This is a genomic window from Streptococcus sp. DFI.7.26, from assembly GCF_022240605.1.
Taxonomy (GTDB): domain Bacteria; phylum Bacillota; class Bacilli; order Lactobacillales; family Streptococcaceae; genus Streptococcus; species Streptococcus xiaochunlingii.
Map to the genome: position 1 here is coordinate 497,914 of NZ_JAKOGN010000001.1, position 17,707 is coordinate 515,620.

At 39.2% G+C, this 17,707-nt stretch carries 17 protein-coding genes; 5 read left to right on the forward strand and 12 right to left on the reverse strand.

The annotated features are described in order from the left end of the window. Positions 1-2: 2 nt before the first annotated feature. The 3 genes from efeO to L0M85_RS02530 all read right to left on the reverse strand — a co-directional run bounded on the left by efeO (position 3) and on the right by L0M85_RS02530 (position 3,992). Positions 3-872: an iron uptake system protein EfeO gene (gene efeO, locus L0M85_RS02520; protein WP_238656406.1), complete on the reverse strand. Its 870-nt coding sequence runs from the start codon at positions 870-872 to the stop codon at positions 3-5. Positions 873-966: 94 nt separating this feature from the next. Continuing rightward, on the reverse strand, positions 967-2,508 hold the full coding sequence (locus L0M85_RS02525) for a chloride channel protein (RefSeq protein ID WP_238656407.1): 1,542 nt from the start codon (positions 2,506-2,508) through the stop codon (positions 967-969). A 107-nt stretch (positions 2,509-2,615) separates the two neighbouring features. Next, a complete protein-coding gene (locus L0M85_RS02530) occupies positions 2,616-3,992 on the reverse strand; it encodes an FAD-dependent oxidoreductase (protein WP_238656408.1) in 1,377 nt (458 codons plus the stop codon). 215 nt (positions 3,993-4,207) lie between these two features. On the opposite strand from L0M85_RS02530, the gene L0M85_RS02535 reads away from it, so the two are divergent. The 3 genes from L0M85_RS02535 to L0M85_RS02545 are packed head-to-tail and all read left to right on the forward strand — an operon-like array spanning position 4,208 to position 7,015. Then, positions 4,208-5,131, forward strand: coding sequence for an FAD:protein FMN transferase (locus L0M85_RS02535; RefSeq protein ID WP_342751243.1), 924 nt, complete (start codon positions 4,208-4,210; stop codon positions 5,129-5,131). A gap of 24 nt (positions 5,132-5,155) precedes the next feature. After that, positions 5,156-5,761 (forward strand): NADPH-dependent FMN reductase, encoded by a 606-nt coding sequence (locus tag L0M85_RS02540; RefSeq protein ID WP_006596326.1) that lies wholly within the window; start codon positions 5,156-5,158, stop codon positions 5,759-5,761. Between the two features lie 18 nt (positions 5,762-5,779). After that, positions 5,780-7,015, forward strand: a complete 1,236-nt coding sequence (locus tag L0M85_RS02545; protein ID WP_126404272.1) for an NAD(P)H-dependent oxidoreductase — start codon at positions 5,780-5,782, stop codon at positions 7,013-7,015. Positions 7,016-7,045: 30 nt separating this feature from the next. Here L0M85_RS02545 and L0M85_RS02550 read toward each other — a convergent pair whose 3' ends face one another. The 3 genes from L0M85_RS02550 to brnQ all read right to left on the reverse strand — a co-directional run bounded on the left by L0M85_RS02550 (position 7,046) and on the right by brnQ (position 9,827). After that, entirely contained in the window at positions 7,046-7,618 is a 573-nt protein-coding gene (locus tag L0M85_RS02550) for a TlpA disulfide reductase family protein (protein WP_238656409.1), read from the reverse strand. A 22-nt stretch (positions 7,619-7,640) separates the two neighbouring features. Continuing rightward, entirely contained in the window at positions 7,641-8,348 is a 708-nt protein-coding gene (gene ccdA2 / locus L0M85_RS02555; protein ID WP_006596323.1) for a thiol-disulfide oxidoreductase-associated membrane protein CcdA2, read from the reverse strand. Between the two features lie 159 nt (positions 8,349-8,507). After that, on the reverse strand, positions 8,508-9,827 hold the full coding sequence (gene brnQ / locus L0M85_RS02560) for a branched-chain amino acid transport system II carrier protein (protein ID WP_238656410.1): 1,320 nt from the start codon (positions 9,825-9,827) through the stop codon (positions 8,508-8,510). A 193-nt stretch (positions 9,828-10,020) separates the two neighbouring features. Here brnQ and L0M85_RS02565 point away from each other — a divergent pair, with 193 nt between their 5' ends. Then, the gene (locus L0M85_RS02565) at positions 10,021-11,049 is read left to right on the forward strand and encodes a YdcF family protein (protein WP_238656411.1); all 1,029 of its coding nucleotides are present in this window, start codon (positions 10,021-10,023) and stop codon (positions 11,047-11,049) included. A 30-nt stretch (positions 11,050-11,079) separates the two neighbouring features. Here the strand turns inward: L0M85_RS02565 and L0M85_RS02570 are convergent, their stop codons facing one another. From L0M85_RS02570 to L0M85_RS02595, 6 genes are all read right to left on the reverse strand, one after another. Further along, the gene (locus L0M85_RS02570) at positions 11,080-11,634 is read right to left on the reverse strand and encodes a GNAT family N-acetyltransferase (RefSeq protein WP_238656412.1); all 555 of its coding nucleotides are present in this window, start codon (positions 11,632-11,634) and stop codon (positions 11,080-11,082) included. 120 nt (positions 11,635-11,754) lie between these two features. Then, positions 11,755-13,185, reverse strand: a complete 1,431-nt coding sequence (locus L0M85_RS02575) for an ABC transporter ATP-binding protein (protein ID WP_238656413.1) — start codon at positions 13,183-13,185, stop codon at positions 11,755-11,757. A gap of 385 nt (positions 13,186-13,570) precedes the next feature. Further along, positions 13,571-13,741, reverse strand: coding sequence for a hypothetical protein (locus tag L0M85_RS02580; RefSeq protein WP_000873143.1), 171 nt, complete (start codon positions 13,739-13,741; stop codon positions 13,571-13,573). Between the two features lie 780 nt (positions 13,742-14,521). Further along, on the reverse strand, positions 14,522-16,384 hold the full coding sequence (locus L0M85_RS02585; protein WP_238656414.1) for an SAG1250 family conjugative relaxase: 1,863 nt from the start codon (positions 16,382-16,384) through the stop codon (positions 14,522-14,524). Next, a complete protein-coding gene (locus L0M85_RS02590) occupies positions 16,371-16,736 on the reverse strand; it encodes a plasmid mobilization relaxosome protein MobC (protein WP_238656415.1) in 366 nt (121 codons plus the stop codon). The genes L0M85_RS02585 and L0M85_RS02590 overlap by 14 nt, the downstream gene beginning before the upstream one ends. A gap of 9 nt (positions 16,737-16,745) precedes the next feature. Then, complete coding sequence (locus L0M85_RS02595) at positions 16,746-17,105, reverse strand: SAG1252 family conjugative relaxosome accessory protein (protein ID WP_000529539.1); 360 nt, start codon at positions 17,103-17,105, stop codon at positions 16,746-16,748. Between the two features lie 361 nt (positions 17,106-17,466). Between L0M85_RS02595 and L0M85_RS02600 the strand changes: the two genes are divergently transcribed. After that, positions 17,467-17,707: ATP-binding protein (locus L0M85_RS02600; protein ID WP_238656416.1), on the forward strand; the 241-nt coding region annotated here is incomplete at its 3' end.

The window sequence follows — 17,707 nt, forward strand, 5'->3', positions numbered from 1 at the left end:
TGTTATTTACCGTTTAAAATGATTCCCATTTGAGAGAGTGGTTCCCCCAATTTTGTAACTGCTTCTGCTAGTTCTTTGGTATCTTTTTCTGTTAGATCTGTATATGATTTATAGTTGGAATCATCTGTCATATATTTGTCTAACAGGTCATTCACCGCCTTGAATTCTGTTTCAAGGGTTTTCACTAGCTTGGCATCCTTCTTCTCAATAAGAGGTTTGAAGAGAGCAAAGATCTTCTCAGCCCCTTCGATATTGGCACGGAAGTCATAGAGATCTGTATGAGAGAAAATTTCTTCTTCCCCAGTGATTTTTTGTGTCGCCACTTCATTCAAGAGGTCAACCGCACCAGTCAACATCAAATCTGGCGTCACTTCTACTGTCGCAATCTTAGCTTTCAGCTCTTTGATATCATTGACCAATTGCTCTGCATATTTTTCTGTTCCCTCGGTGGTGTTTTCTTCCCACAAGATGCGTTCGATACGGTGGAAGCCAGACCAACCTTCTTCTGATTTGTTTTCGTCAACATAGTCAACTAAACGGAAGTCAATCTTGACATCAGACTCCCCAAAGCTTTCAGCGATCGGTTCAGAGCGTTCATAAGACATCCGAATCAAAGGATAGACCTTCTTGGCTTCTTCTAAATCACCACTTTTGAGGACTCTTTGAAATTCCTCTGTATCTTTTAACAATTGATCGATTTGGCCTTGTACAAACTCCTTGTATTCACTTGTCGCTTGATCCAAGGCTTTTTGGTCTTCTTTAGACAATTTCACTGTCGAAGAGGAAATATTCGTAGTTGTGTTTTTTGAAGATGTATTGGCACAGCCTGCTAATAAAGCGACTGATAAGAGTGCTACTGCAAGTTTTTTCATGAGTCTTTTCTCCTAGATTCGTTTTTTACGTGGTCTATTATAGCAAAGATTTTCTCATTTTTCAACAATTGTCAGAAAACTTTAATAAAATGAATTAGAGGAGCAATTCTTTCACGCGACCAATGTCTGTCTCTTTTACTACCAAGTAGATGCTATCTCCTAGATAGAGGCGGGTGCTACCATGTACTGTACTATTTTTGCCATTATGCTGATGAGTTGTGATCAGGAGGTCCCTCGGTAGGTCTAAATCTCGAACCTGACGGCCTGCTATTTTCTCTGATACTGGAATTTCGATCAGGGTTAAGACATCTGAACCGCTGGTCACCTCAGGCATCAATTGCTCCAGCATGGCTTCGTAGACAGGAGCTCCTTTTACTAGATCCATGGTAATGTAAGCTGTCAAAGTCACCAAGCCAATCGGCATCAAAGTCCGAATATCTCCTACCATTTCGGTCACTAGAATCATGGCTGTCAAGGGCGCTTTTGAAATGGCACTGAAATAACCACTCATTCCTAAAATGACAAACAAGGGGAGTTGATTAGAATGTATGAGACCAAACTGCAATAACACTGTAGCAACCAAGGCTCCTAAGACAGAGCCAAGAGCTAGAATCGGAAGAAAGATGCCACCAGGAAGACCACTACCGTAACTGATCATACTCCAGATAAAACGAATAGCAAAATAAAGGAACAAGGTCTGGACGCTAAGAGGAATGTGGGCTAGGTCTAAAACTAAGTGGTGACCACCTCCCAGTAGATGAGGGAAATAGAAACCAATTGGTAGAATCAAAAGAAAGGCAAAGATGGAACGATAAGGAGCTGTTACATGAAGCCAGTTGCCTAGTTTTTCATAGACACGTCCAATATTTAAAACAGCTATTTCATAGAGATAGCCAGATAGTCCGAGAAAAATACCCATGGCAAGAAAAATCCAATAGCTGGATAAATCGATATGGGGGATGTGATCGGGCATGTTTAAAACAGGAGTTTGACCGAAAACGTTGAGAGAGACAAAGTTGGCGACCAAACTAGCAGCCAAGGTAGATACCCAGAAGACTCGAGAAAAGTGATGATAAACTTCTTCTACTACAAAGAGAAGACCCGCAATCGGAGCGTTGAAAGCTGCTGCCAAACCTGCTGCAGACCCACTTGCAATCAAGGCCCTTTCTTCTACTGGACTAAGAGCAAGTTTTTTAGACAAGCCCTTTCCTCCCATGGCGCCAAGCTGGATACTTGGACCCTCACGACCTAACATCAAGCCACTTGCAATTGCTAGGATTCCTAAAATGTATTTCTGCCAAAGTGTGGTCCACCAATCTATTTGAAGTAATCCTTTTAATTCTGCTTCAACTTGGGGAATACCGGAGCCCTTTACGTTTTGGTTCTTTTTGATCAGTTGGCTTGCTAATAGAATAATAAAAAGATACATAGAGAGGATGATGATCCAATTGATCGGACTTCTTCCAAGATCTTTATATAACCCCTGAACAAAATGAAAGAAATGCTCAATAAAAAAACGAAAACTCGAGACGATCGCGCCAACTACGAGTCCCACTAAAGCACCTCTGCTAACCTGAGATAAAATAGATCTTGAGGTTGATTTAAATTCTTTTTTGATTTGCTGACTTTGTTTCATAAATTTTCTTAAACTCCAAGATTGATTGTCTTTATTATACTATTTTTCGTAGCTCCTGAGTATAAGATCATCAAAAAAACGCTCGAATGAGCGTTTTTGGGACAACATTATTTAGCAGTAAGTGCTGCCATTGTGATGTAGTTGTATGGTTTGTTGAAGTGTGGTAAGAAGAACAAGTCTGTCAAAGCCAATTTTTCAATTGTTACATGTTCTTGAATTGCCAATGAGAACATGTGGATACCCATTGAGATTGCAGCATCGCGTGATACCATTTGGGCACCAAGGATTTCACGACTATCTTGATCATAAACGATCTTGATAGCAACTTCATGGTTGTCATGTTTGATAAATTCTGGTTTTTGAAGATCGTTGAAGCCAGTTTCAACAGCGTTGTATCCTGCTGCTTTTGCTTTTTCAAGAGTCAAACCAGTTGAAACCATGTGAAGACCATAGATAGAGATACCGTTAGAACCTTGCACACCGATTCCTTCAAGCTCATGTCCGCAAGCGTTATAAGCACCTACGATACCAGTACGTACCGCGTTTGATGCAAGAGCAATGTAGCTAGTGTCTTTACGAGCATTGTCATAAACAGTCGCACAGTCACCTACAGCGAATACACCTGGGATAGAAGTTTCTTGTTTCTTGTCTACAAGGAAGGCACCGTTACGGAAGAGTTCGATCTTACCATCAGCAAGTGCAGTGTTTGGGCGGAAACCAACTGCAAGGATAACCATATCTACATCAAATGTTTCTTTGTCAGTGATCAAGCGTTCTACTTTATCGTCACCTTCGATAGCTTTAACAGTTTGACCAAGTGCCAAACGGATGTTGTGGTCTTCCAAGTTTTTAGCCATCATTTGTGTGAAGTCTTTGTCATAGTATCCGTTCAATACAGTGTCAACGATATCAACAAGGACCACTTCTTTTCCAAGACGTTCGAAAGCTTCAGCAAGTTCAACACCGATGTATCCACCACCGACAACAGCGATACGCTCAAGGTGTTTGCTCTTATCTTCAAGTTTGTTAATAACTTCTTCAGCATTTTGGTACAATTTAACGAATTGTACGTTTTCAAGAGTTGCTTTGAATTCACGGTTACCTTTAACAATTTCAACACCTTCGATTGGTGGCAAGATTGGAGTGGAACCAGTTGCGAAGATCAATTTTTCATATGATTCTTTGTGTTCTTTACCTTCGACTTCTGCAGTCACAACTTTGTTGTCGTAATCAATTGAAAGAACTGGAGAGTTCATGTAAACTTTAGCGCCTTTAGCTTCTAATTTTTCTTTATCAGAATAGAACAAGCCTTCAGGTCCATCAATTTGTTCACCAATCCAAAGAGCCATTCCGCATCCAAGGAATGAGATGTTTGAGTTTTGGTCAAAAACAACGATTTCATTTTCGTTTCCAAAATTATCCAACATTGTGTTGATACATGCAGTTCCAGCGTGGTTAGCACCCACAACTACGATTTTACTCATAGAAATAATCCTACCTTTAATTTTATTTACCATACAATTATAACATAAAAATGGTATCGTTTCCAATTTTTTTGCTTACAATTTGTGATATTATTTTCAAAACCATTTGCATAAGTCCTGAAAAATGTCAATAAATTTGCTCGGGGGGATTGTGAAATGGCTTTCTTTTTGTTAAACTTGAAGTAGGTGAATATTGGAAAGGTGGTTTACTATTTGTGGAACTAACTAGTCGATCAGAACGCCTAATGGGCTCCACCATAACCGTTTCGATTTCTCATCAACAAGCTGACCAAATACTGGCCGATTGCTTTAGTCTCCTGCGATCCTATGAGCATCGCTTTAGTGCCAATGACTCTTCTTCTGAATTGATGGAGGTCAATCAAAAAGCTGGCATTGAACCCGTAAAGGTTCATCCAGATCTTTTTTCACTGATTGCTCTAGGAACCAGCCATAGTCAGGCGCAAGGAAGTCATTTAAACATTGCGATTGGTCCACTTGTACAAACCTGGAGAATTGGTTTTTCAGATGCTAGGAAGCCTGATCAAGTAGAAATTGAACAAGCCCTAACAGTCATTGACCCTCATCAGATTTGCTTAGATCCGAATCAACAAACTGTTTTTCTCAAAAGAAAAGGGATGAAAATTGATCTAGGCGCTTTAGCTAAGGGATTTAGTGCGGATTTACTAGCTAGTTATCTCAGGAGTCAGGGGATCGAGCAGGCTTTAATTGATTTGGGGGGCAATATCCTTACCCTTGGTCAAAATCCTGTCAGTCATCGGCCTTGGCGGATTGGGATTCAAAATCCTCAACTTCCAAGAGGAGAACATTTACTAGTTCTATCTGTAACAGATAAGTCTGTCGTGACATCTGGTACATATGTTCGTCATCTTGAAGTAGATGGCCAGTCCTTCCATCATATTTTTGATCCCCAAACCGGCTATCCTATCGAAACGGAACTGGCAAGTCTCACGATTATTTCTGATCGATCAGTCGATGGGGAGATTTGGACCACGCGCTTGTTCGGTGAAGAACCGACCAACATTTTAAATATTGTTGAAACCTTACCTGGCATGGATGCTATTCTCGTCTATCAGTCAGGTCGCCTCGCCTATACCAGTGGGCTACATGATTATTTGTAATTTTAATTTCAGAAAGGAATTTCCATGACAAAACTTATTGCGATCGTTGGAACAAACTCCAAACGTTCAACAAACCGCCAACTACTTCAATACATGCAAAAGCATTTTGCTGATAAGGCTGAAATTGAATTGGTTGAGATCAAAGATATCCCTGTCTTCAACAAGCCAGCCAACAAACAAGTCCCTGAAGCTATCTTAGAGATTGCTGCTAAAATCGAGGAAGCTGATGGTGTCATCATTGGCACACCAGAATACGATCATTCCATCCCAGCTGTCTTGATGAGCGCCCTTGCTTGGCTATCTTATGGAATCTACCCGCTCTTAAGCAAGCCAGTGATGATCACAGGTGCATCATATGGAACACTTGGTTCTTCTCGTGCGCAATTGCAGCTTCGTCAAATCTTGAACTCACCAGAAATCAAAGCAACTGTCCTTCCAGACGAATTCTTGCTTTCTCACTCTCTTCAAGCGTTTGATCAAAATGGTGACTTGGTAGACCTTGATGTCATTAAGAAATTGGATGCCATCTTTGATGACTTCCGTATCTTTGTAAAAGTTACTGAAAAACTGCGCAACGCTCAAGAACTGCTTCGCAAAGATGCCGAAGACTTCGACTGGGAAAACTTGTAAGATAGGAGACATACTAGCATGAAATTTGTAGGACTTGTAGGATCGAACTACGACCAATCATATAACCGCAAACTTTTGGAATTCATCCGTCGTCACTTCAAGATCAAATTTGAATTGGAAGTTCTTGAAATCGATGAAGTTCCAATGTTTAACCAAGATGAGAAATGGGACGAAAGCTTCCAATTGCGTCTCCTCAATAATAAAATTACCCGTGCTGACGGTGTCATTATCGCAACACCTGAACACAACCATACTATTTCAGCAGGACTAAAATCTGTTTTAGAATGGCTCTCCTATGAAGTGCATCCTTTTGAAAGCAAACCTGTCATGATTGTGGGTGCTTCTTACTATGACCAAGGGACTTCTCGTGCCCAAGTCCACCTTCGTAAGATTCTAGATGCTCCAGGTGTCAATGCTTATACCCTTCCAGGAAATGAATTCCTTCTCGGAAAAGCGAAAGAGGCTTTTGATGCAGATGGTAACATCACGAACGAAGGAACAGTTAAATTCCTTGAAACTTGTTTAGATAACTTTGTGAAATACGTAGGAGTCGTTTCTAAATTGAAAAAACCAAAACCAATTGAACCAGAAGATTTGGATTGCGGAAAACCAATCGCTACTACCATCACTGAGGTTGACCCAGATGATCCAGATTGGGTAGAAAAAGTTGCAGAAATTACAGGTGCTGTATCAGGCGATACTTATGTCAAATTGGACCACGGTATCCTGACTGTTAATCAAATCGATATGTTCTTGAAAGCTATGCCTTTCGAATTGACATATGCTGATGATAACAACCAGTTCCTCTACTACAACAATGCCCACCAAGATCCAGATACCATGTTTGCAAAACGCGTGCCACCTCAATCAGGTAGCCGGATGTCAACCGTTCACGGTTCTCTTCCACCAGCACGTATGAAAAACGTTGAATGGGTCATCGGTACTCTTCGCAACGGAAACCAAGAATATGTTCGTACAATTGTTCCAGGGTCTCCTGAAGGCGTGATCAATACTCACAACTATCAAGCTATGTACTATCCAGATGGTTCATATGCTGGTATCAACGAAATTGTCTTTAACTTCCAGCCATGGTTGGACTGGTACCTTCAAACAACTGGTCAACGCTTAGTAGGCGGTAGCGGACCATTTGCTCCTGCTGGCGGCCATGGGGATGCAGACGCTACTTCAGGTGCTTCAGATGCTGGAGGACACGGTGACGCAGCTGCTGATGCTACATCTGGTGCAAGCAACTAATAAAAAAATGAAGCTTTACGCTTCATTTTTTTATTTCAACTCTTTGATAATCTTCTTGGCATCTTCGTTTGAAATAGCCCCTAATTGAACATGTCCAATCTTTCCTTGGCTATCGATAAAGACCTCAGTAGGGATCGAACGAACCTGGTAATCCATAAAGGCAGATCCGTCTGGATTGTACAAAACAGGCACTGATTGATAATCTTGTTGGGCAAACCATTCAACAAACTCATCTTCTGTTTTTTCCCCTTGCATTCCAGGCGCCATAACCGTGAGAATCTCAAAGTCCCGGTCCTTTTCTTCAACTAATTTATTGAGTTCAGGCATGCTTTGGCGACAAGGACCACACCAAGTCGCCCAGAATTTTAAGTAAACCTTTTTACCTCTGTAGTCAGAAAGTTTAACCGTGTTCCCCTTCATATCCTTTAGCTCAAAGTCACTCGCTTCTTTTCCTACTAAAGGATGTTTGCTAGCGGTTGTGTTGGTCATTGATTGATTATCCATGGATTGATTGTTCATGCCACTTTCGGACTGATTCATAGAGCAAGCAGTCAGGATAGATAGAGAAAGAAGCGAAAAACAAGCGTATTTAATAACTTTCATAATGAGTAAACCTCCATTTGATTTATGAAAAGATAGCAGACAAGCTATTCAATTGTCCCAAAAGTAACAAAATCCCCATAATGATGATGATCAAGCCACCAATTTTCTTCAGTAACAAGAGATGAGGTTTTAGACGATTAAAGTATGGGAGAACGATTCCAGATGCTAGAGCTAGGAGTAAGAATGGAATAGCCATCCCTAATGTATAAATGAAAAGGTAAACGGCTCCCATAAGGGCATCTTGGCCATTGGATGCTGCTAAGGCAAGTACAGAGCCAAGAACAGGACCGATACATGGCGTCCATCCAAAGCTAAAACCAAGTCCAAGGAGAAAAGCTGAAAATAATTCATTCTTGTGCTTGTTTGCCCCGAAATCCATTGTCTTCTGTTTCTCTAGGAAATTAAAATGAAAGACTTCCATCTGATGAAGACCAAGGATAATGATCAACGCTCCCATCAGGTAACGGAACCAGTTGGTGTACATGATCTGACCAAGCAAACCTGCCCCAAAACCAATGAGGAGGAAAATAACAGAAATCCCTGCGATAAAACACAAGGTCTTTACAATCCCATGCCAGCGAATCTTTTTCCCAAAAATCTGAACGGATTTTTCCTGATCGCTTCCTAGCAAGACGCCGATATATACCGGAAGCAATGGAAAGACACAGGGAGAGAAAAAGGAGAGAATGCCTGCCAGAAAGACCGTAAAGGAGAAAACAATTTGATTCATAAAACACTCCGTATATTGATATGCTACACCTAGTATAACACTCCAACAGCTAAATTAAAAATTTCTGCTACGCTTTGATTATTAAATATTCATTTAGAAACTAGTTTCAAAACCAAACAAAAACTCCAAAGAACATAACTTTGGAGTTCAATTGACTACCTATTCCTCTTCTGCACTTTGTTTATTTGGCAAGAAAAGCGAAAGGACAATACCAACTATTGCTGGTAGTAACCATGGGAGGGATTGAGCAGCAAACGGCAAGTGCTTAATGATGTTTGCTAGTCCTGCAAGTTTAAAGGTACTTGACAGAACATCTGCAATCGCAACCAAGCTAACTAGAAACATAGTCAGCTGCATTCCTGGTTTTGATAATTGAGTAAATTTATTTACAATCACAATTAACACAATAGTAATGGTGATTGGATAGAGGATCATCAAAACAGGCAATGAATAGGCAATAATGGCACTCAAACCAAGATTGGCAATGGAGAATCCAATCAAGGTAAAGAGAGTTGCATAGACCTTGTAAGAAATTTTAGGGAAGGTTTTATGGAAGAATTCCCCTGTCGATACGATCAAACCGGCTGTTGTTGTGAAACAAGTCACCGTCACCATACCTGCAAGGAAGATTTGAGCAACTGGGCCAAAGATAGCCTTGGTAGCTTCTGAAAGGACATAAACACCCTTATTGGCATCGGAAGCCATCACTTCTGCTGGAATTGGGAAGTGATTTCCAAGATAACCCAATCCAATATACAAAATACTAAAGCCAATGGCTACAACGATGCCAACAATCCAGATCGTTTTAATGTATTCTTTCTTGCTGGTGAAACCAAGTTGATTAAGAGTAGTCACTGCAATGACGCTAAAGGCTACTGAAGCAAGAGCATCCAAGGTGTTATACCCTTCAAGGAAACCTTGACCAAAGGCAGATGCTTGGTAGGCTTCTGTTGCCACTTGAGGCGCGTGTCCGCTGTACTTGAGAGCACCAAGGACAACGAGTACAACAATCAAGATAGCAAAGACAGGTGTTAAAATCCGACCAATACTATCTAGGATTTTAGAAGGATACAAGGCAATCAAATAGGCCAAACAGAAATAAATCAAGGTAAACATAAAGAGACTCAGTCTACCACTTGATTGTCCTAACAGTGGAGCGATACCAACCTCGTAAGAAACAGTAGCTGTTCTTGGAATGGCAAAGAAGGGACCAATAGACAGATACAAGGCTACCAGATAAACGATGGCAAACCAAGGAGCAATTTTTCGTGAAATCTCATGGATATACCCTTTAGGATTGAGTGTACCAACAATCAAGGTAATAATCGCAATCCCTACTCCTGATAAGACAAATCCAGCAATAGCTGGCCAAAAATGGCTACCCGACTGGGCACCTAGCGCAGGTGGAAAGATCAAATTCCCTGCACCGAAGAAAATACCAAATAACAGCAAACCTGTTAAGGAACCTTTTCGTAACATGTGTTCTCCTTTACATTTTTCAATCTTTTCTAGTATAACAGCTTTTATCCGCCACGGCAATTCTTTTTATCTGAATCTATTGAATTTCTCATGACAGTTGAGGCTTTCAACAATATTGAACGGTTGTGGAGTTAATGAGCACGTTTTAGTCAATTGTGTTACAATTGAACTACTACTACATTTAGGTGTCATCATGTTTTTTTATATATTCTGGTTGGTTCCAGCTACCATTTTTTTATTTTTCTTTTTGAACGACCGCAGACGACTGATCAATGCTTATCTTTTTTCAATAAGTTTCGGCATTTTTCTCCTGATTTCAGCACTTTTACTGGTCGTACGAACAAGGATCTGGTTTAACCAGCAGATTGGTATCATTGTTTTTTCAGTACTTGCTATCCTTGTTTTACTCAGCATTATTTTCTCAACTATTTTTCTTCTTTTTAACGGCCGTCAAATGATATCTTTTGAAGGCAAAAGGTTGGCTAACCTCCTCTCACTCCTATATGGGATCTTTATTATCGGCGCCTTGGCGCTACATTTCCTTCCTGATTTCCCTGGAAAAGATATCTTGATTTACCCAACAGACTTCGCGCTCTTTTACTCGACCTTTCTTTATCTCTCTTATGTCTTTTATGGGACCTTTTGTAATTACTTCCCTATCAGTAAGGAACCGGATGTTATCATCGTCCTTGGCTCCGGTTTGATTGGGGATAAAGTCCCACCACTTCTAGCCCAGCGTCTAACTAAAGCAAAGACTATCTATGAGCAATTCGAGGGGCGACCAAAACTGATTGTTTCTGGTGGACAAGGTGCTGATGAGTTAACCTCAGAGGCGGAAGCTATGGCAAGCTACCTGATGGAACAGGGTGTACCACAGGAAGACATTTTGATTGAGGATCGTTCTCGAACGACTTTTGAGAATCTGACATTTAGTAAGGCTATTCTTGAAGATCATGGACTAGGAAAGAGTGTCCTTGTGGTGACCAATTCCTTTCACGCTCTTCGGGCTGGTGTCTTTATGAGACGATTAAAAATCCCTGGACGCAGTGTCGGTTCAAAAACAGCTTTTTATTATCTCCCATCAGCTTGGATCCGAGAAACGGTTGGGCTAGTTTCTATCTATTGGAAATGGCATGCTGCTTTCTTAGCTTTTCTATTTCTGCCTTGGTTCTTTTCACAAATCATGAGACTGATTGAGTTCATTATTCAGCATCTAAACTAAAAACCATGGGATAACCCATGGTTTTCTTGTCTAATGATCACTAAAGCGTCTGTATTCAATACGGAAATCAAAGTAATTCTCTGCTTGCAGCTTATGGAAGATGTCCCGATAAGCCTCTTCATCAAATTGATCGCCTCGATAAAGAATCTCAAAACTCAGATCATCGTATTCTAAAAAGGCATTGGCTGTTTTGAAGCCGTTCCGCAAATAGAAGTCCATCCGAGCCCGTCGTTGTTCTAGATTATCACATTCTTCATCCAATCGCTCAACTTCTAACAACATGGTCCGTTGGTAAAATTCCACTAATTTTTCAATAATTTCTTGACCATAGCCGTGACTCCGCAAGTGAGGCATAATGGCAAAGAAACTGACGTAAAAGGCCTTAGCATTTGAAATAGCAAAGGCAAATCCGACAAATTCATCCTCATTGTAAAAAGCGAAAAAGTGAGCGTCGTCATTATCCGTATAGCGTAAAAACTCCGATAAAGGAATCCGTTCCTCTTCTGGAAAAGCTTCAATGTTAAGCCTTTCGACCTTATCCAAATCTGGGAACGTTTCAGTGATTAATTGGCTGGTTAAGCGCATAAAGCCTCCATTTCTGCTACGATTATAGCAAATAAAACAACCACCTTCAAGAAATCCGACTTCTAACAAAATGAAGTGTTTTGCCTAACAAAAAAGAGCGACTGCTCTTTTTTGACGTTTTTATTGAGCTTCTACTTTCTTGGAAAATTGGCTCATGTACAAGTCGTAATAGAATCCTTTTGCAGCCAAGAGAGACTCATGATTCCCTTGTTCGATGATTTGCCCCTCTTTAAGGACTAAAATCTTATCCGCTTCTTGGATTGTAGACAAGCGGTGAGCAATGACAAAGCTAGTCCGTCCCTTCATCAAGTTCTTCATAGCTTTTTGAATCAAGAGTTCCAGACGGGTATCCACTGAAGATGTCGCCTCATCCAAAATCAAAATTTTAGGATCAGCTAGCAGGGCGCGCGCAATGGTCAACAACTGCTTCTGTCCCAAAGAGATATTACTAGACTCTTGGTTCATCTCCATATTGTAGCCCCCCGGAAGCGTCCGGATAAAGTGGTCTACATTGGCAGCCTTGGCAGCAGCGACAATCTCTTCGTCTGTTGCATCCAAGTTTCCAAAGCGCAGATTTTCTTTAATGGTCCCTTCATAAAGCCAAGCATCCTGAAGAACCATCCCAAACTGCTTGCGATAATCTTGACGAGATAGGTCACGGATATCATGTCCATCTACCGTAATAGCCCCCTTGGTCACATCGTAGAAACGCATAAGAAGATTGATGAGCGTGGTTTTCCCAGCCCATGTCGGTCCGACAATGGCCACCATCTCACCAGGCTTGACCTCTAGGTTAAAATCACGGATCAATGGTTTATCTTCCACATATTGGAAGTCCACATGATTAAAGCTAACCTGTCCAGTCAATTCCTTGTCCAGAGCTTCATTTTTACCAAGTACTTCATCTGGTTCATCAAGTACTTCGAAGACCCGGTCCAGTGAAGATTTGGCACTTTGCAAGGTTCCAGCTAACTGGCTCAAGTTTTGAATAGGCTGATTGATCTGCCAGACATACTGGACAAAAGCCTGCATGTTCCCAACTGTCAAACGACCTGCAAGAACTTGAATGGCTCCGATAACTGCGACCAAAAGATAGGTCAAATCAGAGATTGCATTCAGAATAGGCATCATCAGTCCAGAAATAAAATTCGCTTTAAATCCAACTTGCTGCAGACGACGGGTAATGTCACGGAAATCTTCTTGCGATGATTCTTCCCGTACATAAAGTTTTAAGACGTTGAAGCCACTCAAGTTTTCCTGAACAAAACCATTTAAAGCCCCAAGGACATCAGCTGCTGCGATAATTAAATCGGCACCAATCATTATCTTCTTCCTATCATGACGATCCACTAGCACACCAATGGCAGGTCCCAAAATCGCATAGGGTAAAAAACCTACTAATGAAGCCATAGACAAGACCATCGCAGATCCTGTTTTTTCTGTAAGGTAAAAAATAATCGCCATTTGCAGGATGGCACTAGTGATTAATGATACTGCTTGCCCTGCCCATATTGCATAAAATTTTCGTTTCCAATTGTTGTATTTTTCCATTTATATTATCTCCTGCATATTATTTTGCTTGAATTTCTATTTTGAATAGCATTCTAGGCAATAAAAAATGCAGGCCAAACCCCACAATGTGGCTTTTGGTCTGCATACATACAATTTGGAAACATTCATATTAAAGACATAGTTAAATAAAGGTATAGTTAAATAACCAATATCCTCACCGTAACTAATGAATGCTCAATATCGTATAAATAAGCACAACAAAAAAGCCTATCATCGGGTATAGATTCTGCTTTTTTTATTGCCAGCTTATCTTAAACGCATTGAGGCTGTCATAGTTTCGGTTCCTCCTACATCTTTGTTTATATCAATTTATAGTATAACACAACAAGATGATATGTTCAATATAAAAGTTATGGAATGAGACTCATACTTCCAATTCGATGCCAGATTTAAAGGATATGACGAAGTTTTCTTCATAGACTGTAACGCTCTGGATTATCTTCCTTAGTAGCAAGCGATTAGCTTTCACAAAATCTTCTGTTTGTAGTTTTAAAAATTCATCAGGATTTTCTAACTCAACCTCAAAATATTTCATTTTACATTCCCTCATTTCATTTATTGATAAATTGAGTTTGCAAAAAAGAGTGGACAATTTTTGTCTACTCTTAACCTTTAAAATAGTTTTTTTTAATCGATTTGAAGTTGCCTAAATTATTACTTATTCGGTAAAATGAAGTATTGCTTTCAACAGATTTCCTTCAACTACACTTCACTTGATTCAAACAAGGTGGGTACATTTCTATTCCCACAAACTCCTTGTCAATGGAAACAAACACGTACCCACAGGGTAAATGGAAATAGAAACTGATAATTTCTAGCTATCACTTCTACTCATTCCAAAAATTTTCTCACTCTGATACTTACCCACCATAAAGCAAAAAGCCTTGCAATCAAGGCTTTCATTATCCCTTTCGTTCAAAGGTTTCTAAGCTTTTACGAGCAGAGCGACACACTCAGCGGTTCGCTATCTCCGTTCTGTCTGCGTGCTAGCACTTGTCAATCACGGACAGCTATCGCATGGGCGGAAGTAAATGCTAATCTTCGTCGTTTTACTCCTTGACTAGCAAACTTACCGCCTCAACATGATGTGTCTTTGGAAAACAAAGAATTAATCTCATCTAAAAAAATAACGGTATTGTGTCAAATGGTTGAGGTATTTCTTCTACTTCTTCTTTCGTTTCTAACACAACTTCACCCGATTTCACTCCAATTACTTTAGTCGTTTTAATAACTGTATCAGTAATTAGTATCTTTGCATCAATAAATCCCTTATATATCAAGTTTTTCTATTAGTCGTAATATGTACTCAAATCCTTTAAAATTCAATTTCAATTTTATCTCTAGAAATTCGATGTTTATTTATATCAAATTGTTTTAAATAAATTTCCAGTTTTCTAACTGATTTTTCATATAGATCAATTTGCTGAATTAGTTGTTTATTTAATTTTGCAACCTCATATTCTATATTCTTTAAAGTTACATTCTCGGGAATATTTAGTTTTGATAATTCATATCTTACTAACTTCCTACTACTCTTATCTATACTTTTATGATTAATAAACACTTCCGCCATCTTGTTTAAGGTGGCGATTTTTTCATTTATTTGAGTCAGTTTGATGTCTATCTCTGCTATTTCTGCGACCAGTTCGTCTTTGATGACCTGGTATTTTTTGTCTGTCTCTGTTAACTCAATCAAGAGGTTAATCTCAGAAATCTTTTCTTGAAGTCTTTCAACAGTCGGTCGTCTGTATGGTATTGCTCGACTATCGTTGGTTAGCTGTCTAATCAAGGTTCGTCCTTTTATATACTGATTCTTATCCGAATGTTCTTTGTTATAGATAAAGTATGAGGTTGTCTCACGGATATAGACTTTATATTTTGTCTGATTCTCTTCTTCAAGAATATCTAATTGATAGTTAGGAATGAAAATAAAACCGCTCTGCTTTACACCAAAAGACACCTTGATATAAACGCCCTCATCAACTAACTTCTCTATTTGGTGTCCTGCAAGTTCCACTTCAAATTCGTGAACGGCATCTCGCTTCTTCTTAAATTCCTCAAAGGCTTCCTCAATTTCTTCAGTGGCTACCTTCTCCTTATCACGTTCTTCTTGAAAAGCATGGTACTGCTCCTGTAAATTCTCTAAGCCTTCTGAATCACCGACTTCCTTATTTTTAAAATAATCTTGAAAAAAATTGACATCATATAATTTCTTATCACTTATTTTTTTATGACTCAGACTGAATTGCTTTCCATTTTCTTCAAGTATAAAGATTACATTTTTTTGTTTTAAGTCAATGGTTAGATTCAATTCTTTTGCTTTTGTTAGTAACTCTTCTAAAGAATTGACACGGTTCAACAAAAATTCTAAACGACTTTCAATCTCTTGCTTGGCAAAATGTGTACGAAAAAATTCTTCATCATATAAATCTCGTTTGCTGAGTTGGCGTCCTCGAATTGGTTTTGTCATTGCTCTATCCGTCATCATGAATCGACTATGCTTCTGACTAAAATCAATATGAACATGTAACTGCACCGCTTTTTCTAAAAAATCATCAAAGGACTTTGAGTGCTGCATCAAAAAATAAAGGCGTTGCTTCAATTCAAATTTATGACTAGACTGCCTATATTTTTGATAGTCACGGTAGGAGAAACGTTTTTCAATAATTTTCGCTCCAGCCACTTTAGAAATACGATCTGAAATCATACGAAGGTTTCGTTCCAAGGCATAATTCCATATCAACTTTTTATCTGAATTACGGTCAATGGCGTTGATTAGGATGTGATTATGAACATGATCATTGTCTGTATGAGTTGCCACGATGAAACGAAAACGGCCCCCTGTTAATTCCATCATGGTCTCATAACCAACGCGGTTAATTTCTTCAGGTGTCAGATTATCTTCAGGAGAAAATGATTGAATGAGGTGATGGGCATGGATATTTTGTTGATGTTTTTCTTGTCGGTCATTTCTGGATTCGTACAACTTGTCGTTATTGGTAAAGTTGACATTGTACATTTCTACCATTTCTTCATAGCTAGGGAAGTCTAAATAATTGCTCATGCCAAAATCAGATACCAATTTCAAATTGTCCGTTTTATCAGGATTGAGAATATACTTAATTAAACGCCTACGATATTTTTTTCCGTGTGTCGCAAAGTGTTTAGTGACTACCATAGAGCTCCTTCAATCTTTTCACTTCCACTTGAAATTCTTTCTCTACGCCAGTAATTAACTCACTAACTCCCTTACTCAATTCTTGTAACTGTTCCTGAGAAATCAAATGGCTTTGATTGATTGCACGCGCAATTTGATTAATGTTATTTCCAATCCGTCTCAATTCAAATACTAACTGGTCATAGGTATCCGTGTTAATGGTGACAAATGACATATTGGGATTCAACAACACTTTTCTGGCATAGACTGAAAAATTTTGACAGTGACTCTTGTCGATTCGCTCATTCAATTGATGTAACTCTGAATCTGTTAGAAATATTTTTTTGAGATTGGTACGATAACGATAAACCATAGTAGCCTCCTATCTCATGTATTTTTCACGAAATCCACGACTGAGCGGCTGTACTTGATTGACTTCCGCAATCAATTCTTGAACGCATGTCAGTAAGATTGAAACGTGTTCTTGAGTCACTTGGTGATTTTCTCTTGCGACAACTAGAACTTCATGCACATCTCGACTAATTTGTTCAAACTTTTGAGATTGCCAAAGGGAAAACCAACTTTCAAAAATTCTATCCTGATAATTCTTTTTCAACAAATTTTGACGAAGAAATTCTGAGAAACTATCCAGTTTTTGTTCCCTCATCATTTCTTTTATCTGTTTTTCTTCTTGTCTCGTGATCCTAAATTGCTTACGGATTAACTTAATTTCTTGTCCCATCCTACTATCCTTTCAACATTATACTTGTCTGACAGTGTCAGGCTGCCTCACATTGTCAGTACGCTTCCTAAAGACCTCACTCTCTTCTTGTTCGGTCTTTGCGAGCTCAGGCATTGTGGTCACAATACCCAAAAAATCATATCGCCAGCCGACCAAAACCTTTCTGTTTTGACAGCCAACGATAAGATAACTTGGTGGCTTCGCCCCCAAACCCCCATAGAAAATCAAAAATTGATTTTCTATGAATGATATTAGGATAACAGGGAAGATTTGGAAAAGATATCACAGCTAATATAGTTATGATTGACTTTCTCTGATTCTATGATAAAATTTCTGTAAACTAATATTTGGAGAAATAAAAATGCTGAGTCTAGATCAAATACATTTACTATTGAATACTCCTGAAGATGAGTTTCATGATTTTAAACAAAAATGGCATCATTCTAAAACTGAATTGGTGCGTGATATCTTAAATTTTGTCAATACATCACATCATGAAGATTGTTATATCATCTTTGGAATTGATAATATCACTTTAGATATAATCGGTGTAAACAATGATGATAATAGAAGAAATGAAGAAGATCTAACAGATTTACTAC